The sequence below is a fragment of the Blautia sp. HCP3S3_C4 genome, assembly GCF_052064095.1.
GTDB lineage: Bacteria > Bacillota > Clostridia > Lachnospirales > Lachnospiraceae > Blautia_A.
Map to the genome: position 1 here is coordinate 68,533 of NZ_JBQHWF010000011.1, position 16,420 is coordinate 84,952.

Sequence of the window (16,420 nt, forward strand, 5' to 3'; positions counted from 1 at the left end):
TATGGGAAAAACATTATATCTGGAATGTTATTCAGGGATAAGTGGTGATATGACGGTTGCGGCTCTTCTTGATCTGGGGGCTGACCGCTCAGTGCTGGACAGGGTGCTGAAGAGTCTTAAGGTATCAGGATTTGAGACAAAGATCAGCAGAGTTGTAAAGTCCGGAATAGATGCATGTGATTTTGATGTTGTGCTGGATAAAGAGCATGAAAATCATGACCATGATATGGAATATCTGCATGGACATCATCATGAAGGTCGTGAGTGCAATCACGCTCATGGCACAGGAACAGCGCAAGACCATCACCATCACGAACACCGTGGAATAAAAGAAATTACCTATATTATAGAGCATAGCGCAATGACTGAGAATGCAAAGAAGATCGCATTGCGTATATTTGAAATTCTTGCAGAGGCAGAGAGTAAAGCACACAATGTGCCTGTGGATCAGGTGCATTTTCATGAGGTGGGAGCAGTGGACTCTATTGTGGATATTGTGTCTGTGGCGGTCTGTCTGGATGATCTGGATGTTACAGAGGTTATCGTTCCTGTTCTCTGTGAGGGACGTGGAACTGTCCGTTGTCAGCATGGAATCCTGCCAATCCCGGTTCCGGCAGTTGCAAATATAGTAAGTGCCAATCATTTACATCTGAAAATGACAGAGGTAGAAGGTGAACTTGTAACGCCTACAGGTGCGGCGATAGTGGCAGCAGTAAAAACAAAGGATAAACTTCCGGAAACATTTGAAATCCAGAAGATTGGAATCGGTGCAGGTAAACGCCAGTATGAGTGTCCGGGAATCCTAAGGGCAATGATTATCTCACAGAGCGCAGAAATAGATGAAGAAAAGGCTCAGACAGAAGAATTCAAAAACCCGGAAATCGGAAATAATCCGAAAGCTGAAAATCAGGAAACCAAAGATACGATTATCAAGATGGAGACAAACATTGATGACTGCAGTGGAGAAGTTCTGGGATTTGTCATGGAACGTCTGATGAAAGCCGGTGCCAGAGATGTGCATTATGTGCCTGTTTTTATGAAAAAGAACAGACCTGCATGGGTTCTGAATGTGATCTGTAAGGAAGAAGATATAGAAGCGCTTCAGAATATTATTTTTGAAGAAACTACTACGATTGGAATTCGTTATAGCATAATGGAACGTACGATTCTTCCCAGAGAAACGAGAACCCTTCCGACTCCATGGGGAGAAGTTCAGGTAAAGGTATGCACTTTGAATGGAAAAGAGCAGCTTTATCCGGAATATGAGAGCGTCGCACAGTTGAGCAGAGAAAAAGAGATTCCGTTTACAGAAATTTACCGTTATATTGTTTTGGCAAATAAAGACAAAGAATAACAATGTAAAAGAAAACAGTCACATACTTGAGTGAATATCTCAATATTCATCAGATGCATGTGACTGTTTCTTTTTATTTTTTATGAGGTGACATCTCGTTCAATTCTAACTGCTGTCTGGTAATTCCTGCAATTGAGGCAGATAAATCTGATTGATTTGGTTAAATTACAGAGCACTTACTCCGTCATCATCATAACGGTCATATTCAGCTCCCTCATATCCGATCATGCGGATAGTAGCAGGATCGATATCTTTTACTGTCTGTGCAACATCAGCAACCGAGATTGCTTTTCCCTTGCGGATGAACAGTGGAACTTCATTCAGAGCAACTTCTACATAGTGATGTCCTTTTTCAAGGATTTCCTGAGAGATGGTTCCATCCGGCAGGAATTTTACGAACATCATTTCTTCCGGCAGATATACATAGCGGCCTTTTGCATTCTGTGTATAAACAGGTGCGATCATGATTTCGTTTCCGAGAAGAAGCTGATCTTCTACCTGAGTTGCGAATGCATCCTCTGTGTAGTCGAATGCCAATGGGCGGAACATCATGTCATCGTTTAATGCAGCTTTCATGTATTCACTGTACAGATATGGAACAAGGCGATATCTGACACCGATCACATGACGGAAGTCTTCGATATTTTCAAACTGGTAAGCTTCCTGTTCTCTGGTTCCCAGAGCGGAGTGGTTTCTCATAAGAGGTGTGAATACACCCAGTGCCAGCCAGCGAAGTACCAGGTCACGTGTGGTATCTGCGCCGAATCCGCCCAGATCTGCACCTGTGTAAAGGAAACCGCACATATTCAGGGATGGAAGCATCTTTAAGTTCAGAAGGATGTGTGACCACCAGGATTTGTTGTCTCCCATCCAGATTCCGCCGTATCTGTGCATTCCCACATAGGAGGAACGGGAGAACATCAGAAAACGTTTGCCAGGTGCGATTTTTTCAAATGCTTCACCTGCTGCACGGGTCATGTTATAGCCAAACAGGTTATGTACCTTGTCGTGGCGGATTTTCTGACCGTTTACATTGTGATAGAAGCGTTTGTAATCTTCCGGATTATTTGCAAGGGCGTTTACTTTATCACCGAGTGTAAATCCAGGTGCTTCTTCCTTGTCCATGAAGTTGTCTTTGATGTATTCTTTTAATTCAGCAACGCCTTCCGGTGTACAGAACATTGCAGGTTCGTTCATGTCATTCCAGAAACCGTCGATTCCTTTGGAAATGAGACGTTCGTATTTCTGTCCGAACCATGCTCTGGCATCTGCGTTCAGGACATCCGGGAAATGAGTCCAGCCCGGCCATACAGCGGAAACGAAATCACTGCCGTCTTCACGTTTGCAGAAGTAGTTCTTCTCAACGCCTTCTTCATAAACATCATAGCCAGCCTCTACCTTGACACCTGCATCGATGATCGGGACAAGATGGATGCCTTTTTCTTTCATTTCATTGACATAGGCCTCAAAGTCAGGAAAGTTTTCCTGATTGACTGTGAAATCTTTGTAGTCTTCCATGTAATCGATATCCATGTATACCATATCGATTGGAATATTGTTTTCACGATATCCGTCAGCAGCTTTTCTGAAGTCGTCAGCAGTTGTATATCCCCAGCGGCTCTGACCGAAACCAAATGCGAATTTAGGCGGGATATAGCTTCTTCCGATGATTTTCCGGAACTGTTTTACGATATCGTAAGGGGTTTCACCCTCGATCACATACAGATAAAGATCTGCATCCTCACAGGTGATCTTTAACTGGGAAGAGAGTGTGTAACCGATATCAAACTTCAGTTTTCCGGGATAATCAACGAAGAGACCGAAAGTCTGTTTTCCGGAGATTACGATGAAGTTGTGTGCTCCGTAGAGGGAGATTTTATCTTCTGTATGGTTTGGCTGGTCGGAACAGTTGCTTTCATAAACGTATCCACGTTTGTTGATTCCGCGGTTTGATTCGCCCAGACCATAGACAACATCGTTGTCATCCATGTCATAAGCAAAAGAGAAGCCGTTCTCTGTGGAGATAGTTCCGTATGCAGGAGTTCCCTCAGAAGTCGGGATAGAAGTTACGATGGCATCGGTTTCAAACGGGGTTCCGTAAGTATATTTCTGAATCATTTTGTCATATCCTCCTTAGGTTGAAAATGGTCAAGCGGATAAAATCATCCGCTTTGCTATGCGGCGCTACACCGAATAACTGAAACGCTTAAGTACTGTTAGAAAATACATAGGTGTTTTCCTTGATTTCATATTTACAATAATAGAGGTTTGAGTGGGGAAATGCTACTGAAATTATGACAAATTTATACGTTATTTTGACTTTTTAACCGAATCAAGTAAGTCCCCTGCTTCAATTACGAAAAGCAATGAGCAGTGGAGTGGATAATTTTAGCTGCTTGCGCTGGCAACTTGTTGTGCTTTAATGCTTTATCTTAATAGAATTTTTCTGTACATACGGTGAAAAAAGTGCTAAACTGTTATTATTACACGAAAGAAAGGTTTATTTAACATGCTTCAGACAATTGAATCCATCAATAACGTCGTAAATAATTTTATCTGGGGTGTCCCGGCTATGATTTGTATTATCGGCGTAGGGCTTTACCTGAGCTTGCGGACCGGTTTTGTCCAGATCCGCAAATTCCCGTATGCGCTTAAAACCACACTGGGAAGAATTTTTAAGAAGAAGGAGGCTTCTGACGGTTCCATGACACCTTTCCAGGCAGTCTGTACTGCGTTGGCAGGTACAGTAGGTACTGGAAATATCGCCGGTGTTGCCGGAGCTATCGCCATCGGCGGACCGGGAGCTGTATTCTGGATGTGGGTTTCCGCGCTCCTTGGAATGTGCACGAAATTTACAGAGGTTACCCTTGCAGTACATTTCCGTGAGAGAAACAGACATGGAGATTATGTAGGCGGACCTATGTATTATATTAAGAATGGTCTGGGAAAGAATTGGAGGTTTCTTGCAGTTCTTTATTCTGCATTCGGTGTACTGACTGTATTTGGAACAGGTAATGCTACTCAGGTAAATACTATTACAACAGCAATTGATACAGCTCTTATTAATTTTAATGTGATTTCAGAGTCTTCCACAGGCAGACTGAATCTAATCCTCGGAATTGTGATCACGCTGCTGGTTGGTATGGTACTGCTGGGTGGTATCAAGCGAATCGGAAGTGTTTCCGAGAAGCTGGTGCCCTTTATGGCATTGTTTTATATTGTACTTGCATTGGGCGTTGTGATCTTAAATATCGGAAGAGTTCCGGCAGTTTTCCGTGATATTGTTTATGGAGCCTTTAATCCGTCAGCAGTGACAGGCGGTGTGATCGGAAGCTTTTTCCTCAGTATGAAAAAGGGTGTTTCCAGAGGTATTTTCTCCAATGAAGCCGGACTTGGTACAGGCTCTATCGCTCATGCCTGTGCGGATACAAGCAAGCCTGTAAAACAGGGTATGTTTGGTATTTTTGAGGTATTTGCAGATACGATCGTGATCTGTACTCTGACAGCACTTGTAATCCTTGTAAGCGGCGTGCCGGTAAATTACGGTGCAGCGGCAGGTGCAGAACTTACAATTTCCGGATTTACTTCTACATACGGAGGCTGGGTTTCCATCTTTACGGCAGTTGCCATGTGCTGCTTTGCATTCTCAACGATTATCGGATGGGGACTTTACGGAGCACGCTGCATTGAATTCTTATTCTCTGCAAAAGTTATCCGCCCATTTATGATCGCATATTCATTAGTAGCAATCCTTGGCGCAACTGTAGATCTGGGGCTTCTCTGGAGCATTGCTGAGACATTCAACGGTCTCATGTCAATCCCCAACTTAATTGGTGTATTTCTGCTTTCAGGAACTGCCATTACACTTACGAAAGAATATTTTGCACAGAAGAAATAACAATAATAGCCCGGAGAGTTATTTTTCCGGGCTATTGTTTTATCAAAAGGTAAAAAGGAGAATAATACAATGATTCCAATCGCACATATAGAAAATGATTTTCCAACCAAATTCGGTATTCCCAGGCAGAGTGGACGTGTAGGGGCGCTTAAAGCGAGAATCGTATTCGAGCCGGAATATCGAAATGTGGATGCATGCCGTGGTCTGGAGGAGTTTAGTCATATCTGGCTGATCTGGGAGTTTTCGGAGGCAAAGAGGGCAAAGTGGTCACCGACTGTCCGCCCGCCCAGACTTGGGGGAAATGTGAGAAAAGGAGTTTTTGCCACAAGATCGCCCTTTCGTCCCAATTCCATAGGATTATCCTGCGTGAAGCTTGAAAAAGCAGCTCTGGATGAGCCGGACAGCCCTGTACTCTATATAGAAGGTGCAGATCTGATGAATGGAACACCGATTTTCGATATTAAACCATATATTCCTTATGCGGATTGCCATCCGGAAGCAACAGGAAGTTTTACCGAATATTCCAAAGATCATCATCTGAATGTAGAATTTCCCAAGGAGCTTCTGGAAAGAATACCCGGGGAAAGCAGAGAGGCCCTGATCGCAGTGCTTGCAGATGATCCCCGTCCTGCTTATCAGAATGATCCGGAACGGTCTTACGGAATGCCTTTTGGCGAGAAGGATATTCATTTTCGGGTGGATGGAGATATCCTTCGTGTTTATAATGTGACAGATTTTGTAAAAAAACAGCAGGAATCTTCGGCAGATTGTGGAAAATAACCATTTTCGGATATTTCTGTAAGAAAGGCTTGCAAAATTGGCGTTTATTCAATACAATATTAAACAGACTTTATGTTGGTAGAGTGACAAAGACTGATGGGAGATCGGTCTGAAAATATTTAGTGACATATGAGGAGCAGGAAAATGAAGAAAATTGTTAAATTCGGAGGAAGTTCTCTGGCAAATGCAGAACAGTTTCAGAAAGTAGGGGAGATCATCAGAAGTGATGAGAGCAGACGTTATGTGGTTCCGTCCGCTCCCGGAAAGAGATTTGACGGAGATACAAAGGTTACAGATTTACTTTATAAATGTTATAATACTGCAGTTGAAGGGGAGGATTTCATACCCATCCTGCAGGAAATCAAGGGAAGATATTATGAGATCATCCGCGGACTGAACCTTGATCTTTCTCTGGAAGACGAATTTGTTCAGATCGAAGCTGATTTCAAGGCACAGGCAGGCACAGATTATGCAGCATCAAGAGGAGAATTTCTCAATGGTAAGGTGATGGCAGCATATCTGGGTTATGAATTTGTTGATGCAGCAGATGTGATCCGTTTTGATAAGAACGGAAATCTGGATGCTGAGAAGACAGACAGACTTCTGTCCAAAAAGCTGGCAAAATGTGAACGTGCCGTTATCCCTGGATTTTATGGCGCTGGTGAAGATGGAAAAGTTAAAACTTTCTCCAGAGGCGGTTCTGATGTGACAGGTTCTCTTGTGGCAAAGGCTATCAAGGCAGATCTCTATGAAAACTGGACAGATGTTTCCGGTTTCCTGGTAACAGACCCACGTATTGTTAAAAATCCGGAAGTGATCGAGAGCATTACCTACAGAGAACTCAGAGAGCTTTCTTATATGGGTGCAACTGTTCTTCATGAAGATGCAATTTTCCCGGTTCGTAAAGAGGGAATTCCGATCAATATCAAAAACACAAACAGACCGGAAGACAAGGGTACTTTTATTGTTGAGAGTACATGCAAGAAACCGAAATTTACAATTACAGGTATTGCAGGTAAAAAGGGATTCTGCTCTATCAATATTGAAAAATCCATGATGAACAGTGAGGTTGGTTTCGGACGTAAGGTACTTCAGGTATTTGAAGATCAGGGAATCAGCTTTGAGCATGTTCCATCAGGAATCGATACAATGACTGTATATGTACATCAGGATGAATTCGAAGAGAAAGAGCAGCAGGTAATCGCAGGAATCCATCGCGCAGTACAGCCGGATTTCGTAGAAATGGAATCTGACCTTGCACTGATCGCTGTTGTAGGACGTGGTATGAAATCCACCAGAGGTACAGCAGGAAGAATCTTCTCAGCACTTGCCCATGCAAATGTAAATGTGAAGATGATCGACCAGGGTTCCAGTGAGCTGAATATCATTATCGGTGTGGAGAACAGAGATTTTGAAACTGCGGTAAAGGCAATTTATGATATCTTTGTAATTACTCAGATCTAATTGAGAATTGCAGGAGCTCCTTCACAGCGGAGCAATTTGTGGATATGATGTTTACCAATTATAGGATAAATAAAATAATGGACCGTCAGAAATCAGCATAGAGATTTCTGGCGGCTTTTTATATTATAGGAAATTACTCCGTAATGTTCCTATAACATAAAAAAGCCCTCCGGGCAGGATCGCACTGCGACGGAGCGGAATTATGTCGCTGAAGCGACCTGTTGCAGGCGGAGAATCCTGCAAGGAGGATTCTTTCTTGAATTCAGGAGTTTTTACATGATGATGAATTCTGTGTTATAATGAACGGACGATGTTGGGTAACTATTTGATAGCTATTGTTGCGTGAGGTGTTTTCATATGGATAAGCCGGTGGTTCGTATTTCCGTCAGAAATCTGGTGGAGTTTATATTAAGAAGCGGGGATCTTGACAACCGGGGAGGATCTTCTGACAGAGAAGCAATGCAGAAGGGCAGCAGACTGCACAGAAAAATACAGGGCAGGATGGGAAGCCATTATAGAGCGGAGGTTTCTCTTAAATATAAAACAGAATATGAAGATGTAAGTATCCAGGTAGATGGCAGGGCTGACGGAATCTTCACAGAAGATGGACAGTATTGGATCGATGAGATCAAGGGTGTTTATGCAGATGTCAGTCAGTTGGAAAAGCCTGTGGAGGTTCACCGTGCACAGGCAATGTGTTATGCCTGGATCTACGCACAGGAGCAAAAACTGGAGAAGATCGGAGTGCAGATGACATATGGGAATCTGGACACAGAGGAGCTTAAGTTTTTCAAAGAGGAATATACTCTGGAAGAGCTCAGTCTGTGGTACCAGGAGCTTCTGGACAGATATCATAAATGGATCGCATACCAGCTTGCATGGAAAAAAGAACGGAATGCGTCCATGAGTGATCTGGAGTTCCCTTTTGAATATCGTGAGGGACAGCGAAAAATCGTATCCGGTGTATATCACACTATATCCACAGAAAGACAGATTTTTGTCCAGGCACCTACAGGAGTAGGAAAGACCATGTCCACGATCTTTCCGGCAGTGAGAGCAGTTGGTGCAGGACTGGGGGAAAATATTTTCTATCTTACAGCAAAGACCATTACCAGGACTGTGGCTGAAGAAGCTTTCTCTATATTAAAGGAGCATGGACTGAAATTTAAAGTGATCACCATTACTGCGAAGGAAAAGCTGTGCTTCTGCGATAAAACAGAATGCAATCCTGAGAACTGTCTGTGGGCGAGAGGACATCTGGATAGAGTGAATGATGCTGTTTTTGAACTGTGGACCACACAGGACAGCTATGACAGGGATACTCTGCTGGAATATGCGAAGAAATGGCAGGTGTGTCCCTTTGAAATGTGCCTGGATCTGGCAGTCTGGGTGGACGCTGTAATCTGTGATTATAATTATGTATTTGATCCCAATGTTTATCTGAAAAGATTTTTCGGGGAGGGTACTTCCGGAGAATACATTTTTCTGATCGATGAAGCTCACAATCTGGTGGACAGAGGAAGGGAAATGTACAGTGCCTATGTGGACAGAGCGGATGTGCTGGAGGCGAAGAAGCTGGCTGCTGATTACAGCAAAGGTCTGGTGCGAGCACTGGAAAAAGTGAATCGACAGCTTCGAACTCTGGAAAAGGAGTGTACAGAGTACAAAATCCTTCCAAATCCCGGAGCGGTTTCCTTGGGAATGCTTCAGGTGATGGGGGAGATGGACAAGCTTCTGGAGGAACTTCATGGAAAGGAACTTCCGGAGCAGCTGCTGGAATTTTACTTCTGTGTGAGAGATTTCCTGAACATTGATGAACTTCTGGATGAAAATTATGTGGTTTATACAGAAATGGGAGAAGGGGGAAAGGTGATTTTGCGGCTTTTCTGTGTAAATCCTGCAGCAAATATTCATAGATGTCTGGAAAAGGGAAAAAGTACGGTGTTCTTTTCTGCGACCCTGCTTCCCATGGATTATTACCGTGCACTTTTAAGCACCAGAAAGGATGACTATGGGATTTATGTGACTTCTCCTTTCAGGCAGGAGAACAGGTGCATTCTCACAGGACGGGATGTGAGCAGCAGGTATACCAGAAGAGGATATGAGGAATATCACAGGATCGCATCTTACATTGCCAGAACTGTATGGACAAGAAAAGGAAATTATATGGTATTCTTTCCTTCTTATAAATTTATGGAAGATGTTCTGGAGGTGTATGAGAATGAGTTTTCGGCAGAATGGGTTCGTTGCATTTCGCAGACATCGGGAATGAATGAGAGGGAGAAAGAGGAATTTCTGGAGGAATTTTCTGCATCAGAGGGAACGCTGGTAGGATTTTGCGTAATGGGCGGGATTTTTTCAGAGGGGATTGACTTGATGGGAGAGAAGCTGATCGGAGCGATCATTATAGGAACTGGTCTTCCTCAGATCGGAACAGAAAGGGAGATCCTCAGGCAGTATTATGATAAAAAGGGTGTGAATGGATTTGATTATGCATACAGATATCCGGGGATGAATAAGGTGCTGCAGTCAGCCGGGCGTGTAATCAGAACCCAGGAGGACACAGGGATCATACTTCTGCTGGACGAGAGATTTACAGGAAAAGATTACAGGAATCTGTTTCCTGCTGAATGGTCTGACAGGGGAAACTGTACTTTAAATACTGTGGAAGAACAGCTGGGAAGCTTCTGGAACAGGATAAGAGAAAAGAACTGAACACTGATACTGAGATTCTGGTCTTTGCTGGAAAAAAGATAAAAATCTTGCTATCCTGAATAAAACAATATATACTTTGCTTACTGTGAATGGGATGTGAAAAGAAACCGTAAAAGGAGTTTTGCATGAGAAAAAATAGACAAACAGCGAAATATCATATTAAAAGTTATATCATAGCCGGAAGTCTGGCCGGAGCCATTTCCATGGCACTGGCTTTGGCGGTTCCTGTTATGGCTGTACAGCAGAGCCTTGCATCTGTCACCGGGCAGGCACAGATTCAGCCCATGGGAGACGGAAGTGGCAAATATATGATGAAGAGTGACGGATTTTACTGTCTGGATGTGAATGGCGCCGGAAGTAACCAGACAGAGATCCATTATTTTCAGGATTATGAGATAGACGGAACTGTATTTGACGGATATTATTACCATGATGCAGATGGGAAATTCAAAGCCTGCAGTCCTCATATGGAGCATCTGAAAGGTGTTGCAGTGTTTGGGGATAAGACAGATGAGGAATCTGATACACAGAATGCCCAGGAGGCAGAGAAATTTGACGGATATTACTTTGTGAACAATCTGGGGCGTCTGTCAGCAGCACCGCAGGTAAGGTATATTGACAATCTGGCAATAGACGGGATTACTCTGAACGGATATTATTATTTTGATGAAAATGGCAGACTGGTAACAGAACCTGGCATCCATTCGCTTGAAATGGACTGTTATGAGATGAATTTTGACGGGAGCTATTATTTTGGCGGTACAAATGGCGCCCTGCTTCAGGAAAGCACAGTGACGGATGATGGTTTTATTGTGGATGATACGGGAAAGATCGTGAATATGGATGATCTTGGGATAGATAATCTGAAGCCCCAGCTTGAGAAGATGCTGTCCGGATATCAGGGAACCTGGAGTGTTTATGTGAAAGACCTTAATGAAGAAAAGGAAATCCTGATCAATGATACTTCCCTTTATTCTGCAAGTCTGATCAAAGCCTTTGTAATGGCAAAGACCTATGAGGATATGGAGCAGGTAAAGGCAGATGAGGCAAAGAAATTAAATACTGCAGATACAAAAACTGTAGATGTAAAATTAAATGACCTGCTGTGGAATATGATCACAGTCAGTGACAATGAATCCTGCAATGAACTGGTGAAGCTTCAGACAGATTTCCTTGATTTCAAAAAAGGTGCGGAGGATATTAACAAATATCTGGAAAAAGAGGGCTATACAGAGACAAGTGTGCAGCACACCCTCCATCCTGCAGCATCCGCACAGGAGAGTCTGGGTGGCAGAAACATGACTTCTGTAAAAGATTGCGGCACTCTGCTTGAAAAAATCTACAAGGGGGAATGTGTCAGTAAAGAGGCGTCAGAAGAAATGTTAAATCTTCTGTCAAATCAGGAAAACACCTGGAAAATCCCCCAGGGACTTCCGGATGGAATAAAATCTGCCAACAAGACCGGCGAGACAGATCAGGATCAGCACGATATCGCAATTGTCTATGGCGAAAAGACAACATACATTCTGTGTATTATGTCAGAAGGCTGTCCGGAGGAAACGGCGGTGACGAACATACAGAATATTTCAAAGATTGTATATAATTATTTGAACCTGTAGCCGCCAGACCTGCGCGGAATGATTGATTTTTACAGGAAAATCATGTATAATACCAATGAACTGTGCCTATAGAAAAAAGTTTAACCGAATCAGGCTGTGAAACAACTATTCAATTATGAGCAGATAGTCATGTGGATGATTTTATCCGCTTGATTCAGGAAAGTCAGGAGGAAGAATTTAAATGCGAGTTGATGCGGACGATTTTGCCCGACCTTGCAGCTGCGGCAGGGAACACCAGATTGCAGTGAAAGAGATTTTGATAGAAGCCGGAGCTGTAGAGAAGCTTGAAGAAGAGATGTCAGAGGGAATGCTCAGAGAGTACATATCCCCGCTGGTCATCTGCGATACCAATACCTATGCGGCAACAGAGGAACTTATGGAGGATATCTATGACAGGTGCCAGGTACTTGTTCTGGATGCAGAGGGACTTCAGGCAGACCGGCATGCAATAAAAATTGTGGAGAACAACATGGAAGAGGATATTGACCTGATCCTTGCAGTAGGAGCAGGCACGATCCATGATATCAGCCGTTATATTGCACATAATTACAAAGTACCTTTCATTTCAGTGCCTACCGCAGCAAGTGGAGATGGATTTGTAACAACAGTAGCAGCAATGACCCTGGATGGAGTAAAGAAGACTGTGCCTTCAGTAGCTCCGATCTGTGTATATGCAGATACAGATATTTTTTCAAAAGCACCACAGCGCCTGACTGCAGCCGGGATTTCAGATCTGATGGCGAAATACATCTGTCTTGCAGACTGGAAGATCGCGAACCTGGTCACCGGAGAGTATTTTTGCCACGAAACTGTAAAGCTGGAAGAGAAAGCGTTAAAAACTGTGAAATCTTCGATTCAGGATATTACAGAGGGAGAGGAAGATGAATGTGAACAGCTTATGTATGCACTGATTCTTTCCGGACTTGCAATGCAGATGATCGGTAATTCAAGGCCTGCTTCCTGCGCAGAGCACCAGGTCACACATCTGTGGGATATGGAAGTGATCAATGGCCCGCTGGATGCACTCCATGGTGAGAAGGTTTCTGTAGCAGCACTTCTTGTACTGGAAGAATACAAACGTATCGCTGTAGCCATCACACAGGGACGATGTCACGCAAAACCCTATGAGAATGAAGACGAGGAGCTTCTGAAAGAAACTTTTGGGAAAAAAGGACTTCTGGAAGAAATAAGAAAAGAAAACGAGCCGGAATTGTTAAAAACTATTTCACCACAGCATCTGGAAAAATGCCTGAACGGGATAGAGGAGATTATTGATGAGCTTCCCAGTGAACAGACTATGTTCCATTTGCTGGAGAAAGCCGGATGCGCGAAAACCGTTTATGATATCGGACTCGATGAATCGGCTGTTTTGCCAAGCCTCAGACTTGCTCCTTATACAAGGAGACGGTTAAGCTTATTGAGAATCAGCAAGATGCTGGATATAAGAGGAGAATGATTATGCGTGTTGGAATGGGATATGATGTACACAGACTGACCGAAGACAGAGATCTGATCCTGGGTGGTGTGAAGATAGACTGGGAAAAAGGTCTCCTGGGACATTCAGATGCAGATGTACTGATCCATGCAGTTATGGATGCACTTCTGGGAGCTGCTGCACTGGGCGATATCGGAAAACATTTTCCGGATACAGACCTTGCATATAAAGGAATTTCCAGTATTCTGCTGCTGGAACATGTGACGAAGCTTTTGAGAGAGCACCATTATGAGATCGGAAATATAGATGCAACGATCATTGCACAGAAACCAAAGATGGCACCTCATATTCCACAGATGAGAGCCAATATGGCAAAAGCAATGGGAATCAATGAGTCTCAGCTGAACATTAAGGCCACTACAGAGGAAAAACTGGGATTTACGGGAAGAGAAGAAGGAATTGCATCTCAGGCGATCTGTCTTCTTAATGAAAGAAAAGAGAGTTAATGATAGAGAAAACTGGAGGAATAAAACATGAAACTTTTTAACACACTGACACGTAGAAAAGAAGAATTTGTACCTCTTGAAGAGGGAAAAGTTCGTATGTATGTCTGCGGTCCGACTGTATACAACCTGATCCATATCGGAAATGCACGTCCGATGATCATCTTCGATACCGTACGCCGATATATGGAATACAAAGGATATGAAGTAAACTATGTTTCCAATTTTACAGACGTAGATGACAAGATCATCAAGAAAGCAATTGAAGAGGGCGTAAGCGCACAGGAAATTTCCGAGCGTTATATTGCAGAGTGTAAGAAAGATATGGATGGCATGAATGTAAAACCTGCCACAACCAATCCACAGGCAACACAGGAAATCGACGGAATGATCAGTATGATCCAGACTCTGGTTGATAAGGGATATGCTTATCCGGCAGCAGACGGTACTGTTTATTTCAGAGTTAAGAAGTTCAAAGAATATGGCAAACTTTCGCACAAGAACCTGGATGATCTGCAGTCCGGCTTCCGTTCTCTGCAGGTATCCGGTGAAGACCAGAAAGAAGATCCACTGGATTTTGTTCTCTGGAAACCGAAGAAAGAGGGAGAACCATCCTGGCCTTCACCATGGTGTGACGGACGTCCGGGATGGCATATTGAGTGTTCTGTTATGGCGAAAAAATACCTTGGTGATGAGATTGATATCCATGCAGGCGGAGAAGACCTGATCTTTCCTCACCATGAAAACGAGATTGCACAGAGTGAATGCTGCAACGACAAAATCTTTGCAAAATACTGGATGCACAATGCATTCTTAAATATTGATAACAGAAAAATGTCCAAGTCTCTTGGAAACTTCCGTACTGTTCGCGAGATCAGTGAACAGTATGACCTGCAGGTGCTTCGTTTCTTCATGCTGAACGCACATTACAGAAGTCCGCTGAATTTCAGCGCAGATCTGATGGAAGCTGCAAAGAATGCATTAGAACGTATCACAGATGCAGCAGCAAACTTAAAGGACAGAAAAGCAGCAGCACAGACAGAAACTGCAACAGATGTAGAGAAAGAACTGCTTGCACAGGCACAGGAATTCGTAAAGAAATTTGAAGAAGCTATGGATGATGATTTCAACACAGCAGATGCACTGGCAGCCATTTTTGAATTGGTTAAATTTGCAAATACAAATGTATCAGAGGCAAGTTCCACAGAATTTGCAGGAGCACTTCTTGACACAATGGTGAAATTATGCGATGTACTTGGTCTGAAGGCTGTGAAAACAGAAGAAATCCTTGATAAAGAAATCGAAGACCTGATCGCAGAGCGTCAGGAAGCAAGAAAAGCAAAGAATTTCGCAAGAGCAGATGAGATCAGAGATGAGCTTCTGGCTAAGGGAATCATCCTTAAGGATACCCGCGAGGGAGTAAAATGGAAACGAGCTTAAATGATATGAGTGAAACAAACGGACTTAATGAAGAGAATTTGAGTAGTTTGAAAGGCATGCTTCATCAGTTGTTTCATTTGGAAGATAAAGACTTGCGAACCTATTCTCCGCTGACATTGGCGTATATCGGAGATGGCGTCTATGAACTGGTAATCCGCACGATCCTTGTAAAAAAAGGCAATTGTCCGGTGAACCAGCTTCACAGAAAAGCCAGCAGTCTGGTTAAGGCAGGAACCCAGTCTTCCATGATGGAAGTGATTGAACCCATGCTCACAGAGGAGGAACACAGCGTTTACAGAAGAGGAAGGAATGCTCATTCTCCTACAATGGCCAAACATGCAACCATGGCAGACTACCGCAGGGCAACAGGGTTTGAAGCTCTGATGGGCTATTTATATTTAAAAGATGATTTCAGCAGGATCATAGAACTGGTCCGTGCAGGGATCGGAGAGGATAAGATATGAGTGAACAGATAGAAGGACGCAATGCGGTTCTGGAAGCCTTTCGTTCCGGCAAATGTGTAGATAAGCTTTTTATCCTGGACGGATGCCAGGACGGACCGGTCCGCACTATTGCCAGAGAGGCAAGAAAAAAAGATACGATTATTAACTATGTGGCAAAAGAACGTCTGGATCAGTTAAGCGAGACAGGCGCACATCAGGGCGTAATCGCTCAGGTGGCAGCCTATGAATATGCAAGTGTAGAAGATATTCTTGCGAAGGCAAAGGAAAAAGGAGAAGATCCCTTTATCTTTATCCTGGATAATATTGAGGATCCTCATAATCTTGGTGCGATCATCCGTACAGCAAACCTTGCAGGTGCACATGGGGTGATTATTCCCAAGAGAAGAGCAGTTGGCCTGACTTCCACAGTTGCCAAGACTTCAGCAGGTGCATTAAACTATACACCTGTTGCAAAAGTTACCAATCTGGGACATACCATCGATGAACTGAAAGAACAGGGCATGTGGTTCGTATGTGCAGATATGGGCGGTGAAACCATGTACAATCTTAACCTGACAGGTCCGATCGGCGTAGTGATCGGCAATGAAGGTGAAGGTGTAAGCAGACTGATCCGTGAGAAGTGTGATTTCGTGGCATCTATTCCTATGAAGGGTGACATTGATTCCCTCAATGCATCTGTGGCAGCCGGAGTACTTGGATATGAGATTGTACGTCAGAGACTGCAGAAGAAATAAAATTATTCCACAAT

The 16,420-nt window shown here is 43.4% G+C and carries 12 protein-coding genes; 11 read left to right on the forward strand and 1 reads right to left on the reverse strand.

Features of this window, described 5'->3' with window-relative positions; genetic code table 11:
• Position 1: 1 nt before the first annotated feature.
• Entirely contained in the window at positions 2-1,354 is a 1,353-nt protein-coding gene (gene larC, locus ACTNC6_RS11050) for a nickel pincer cofactor biosynthesis protein LarC (RefSeq protein ID WP_441044117.1), read from the forward strand.
• 165 nt (positions 1,355-1,519) lie between these two features.
• On the opposite strand, the gene ACTNC6_RS11055 is transcribed toward larC, so the two are convergent.
• Positions 1,520-3,472 carry a glycoside hydrolase family 31 protein gene (locus tag ACTNC6_RS11055; RefSeq protein WP_441044118.1) on the reverse strand — a complete coding sequence of 651 codons (1,953 nt, stop codon included), beginning with the start codon at positions 3,470-3,472 and terminating at the stop codon, positions 1,520-1,522.
• Between the two features lie 391 nt (positions 3,473-3,863).
• Between ACTNC6_RS11055 and ACTNC6_RS11060 the strand changes: the two genes are divergently transcribed.
• The 10 genes from ACTNC6_RS11060 (at position 3,864) to rlmB (ending at position 16,406) form a co-directional block, all read left to right on the forward strand.
• Positions 3,864-5,252, forward strand: a complete 1,389-nt coding sequence (locus ACTNC6_RS11060; RefSeq protein WP_441044119.1) for an alanine/glycine:cation symporter family protein — start codon at positions 3,864-3,866, stop codon at positions 5,250-5,252.
• Between the two features lie 69 nt (positions 5,253-5,321).
• Entirely contained in the window at positions 5,322-6,032 is a 711-nt protein-coding gene (gene tsaA / locus ACTNC6_RS11065; protein ID WP_441044120.1) for a tRNA (N6-threonylcarbamoyladenosine(37)-N6)-methyltransferase TrmO, read from the forward strand.
• A gap of 144 nt (positions 6,033-6,176) precedes the next feature.
• Positions 6,177-7,496 (forward strand): aspartate kinase, encoded by a 1,320-nt coding sequence (locus tag ACTNC6_RS11070; protein WP_195567094.1) that lies wholly within the window; start codon positions 6,177-6,179, stop codon positions 7,494-7,496.
• Between the two features lie 357 nt (positions 7,497-7,853).
• Positions 7,854-10,211 (forward strand): ATP-dependent DNA helicase, encoded by a 2,358-nt coding sequence (locus ACTNC6_RS11075; RefSeq protein WP_441044121.1) that lies wholly within the window; start codon positions 7,854-7,856, stop codon positions 10,209-10,211.
• A gap of 125 nt (positions 10,212-10,336) precedes the next feature.
• Positions 10,337-11,830 carry a serine hydrolase gene (locus ACTNC6_RS11080; protein ID WP_441044122.1) on the forward strand — a complete coding sequence of 498 codons (1,494 nt, stop codon included), beginning with the start codon at positions 10,337-10,339 and terminating at the stop codon, positions 11,828-11,830.
• Between the two features lie 181 nt (positions 11,831-12,011).
• The gene (locus ACTNC6_RS11085; protein WP_441036612.1) at positions 12,012-13,286 is read left to right on the forward strand and encodes a sn-glycerol-1-phosphate dehydrogenase; all 1,275 of its coding nucleotides are present in this window, start codon (positions 12,012-12,014) and stop codon (positions 13,284-13,286) included.
• A 2-nt stretch (positions 13,287-13,288) separates the two neighbouring features.
• On the forward strand, positions 13,289-13,771 hold the full coding sequence (gene ispF / locus ACTNC6_RS11090) for a 2-C-methyl-D-erythritol 2,4-cyclodiphosphate synthase (RefSeq protein ID WP_441044123.1): 483 nt from the start codon (positions 13,289-13,291) through the stop codon (positions 13,769-13,771).
• 27 nt (positions 13,772-13,798) lie between these two features.
• Positions 13,799-15,208 (forward strand): cysteine--tRNA ligase, encoded by a 1,410-nt coding sequence (cysS, locus tag ACTNC6_RS11095; RefSeq protein ID WP_441044124.1) that lies wholly within the window; start codon positions 13,799-13,801, stop codon positions 15,206-15,208.
• The gene (locus ACTNC6_RS11100) at positions 15,193-15,672 is read left to right on the forward strand and encodes a Mini-ribonuclease 3 (RefSeq protein WP_022380425.1); all 480 of its coding nucleotides are present in this window, start codon (positions 15,193-15,195) and stop codon (positions 15,670-15,672) included. The genes cysS and ACTNC6_RS11100 overlap by 16 nt, the downstream gene beginning before the upstream one ends.
• A complete protein-coding gene (gene rlmB, locus ACTNC6_RS11105; RefSeq protein ID WP_019161073.1) occupies positions 15,669-16,406 on the forward strand; it encodes a 23S rRNA (guanosine(2251)-2'-O)-methyltransferase RlmB in 738 nt (245 codons plus the stop codon). Before ACTNC6_RS11100 ends, rlmB begins: the two co-directional genes overlap by 4 nt.
• Positions 16,407-16,420 lie beyond the last annotated feature (14 nt).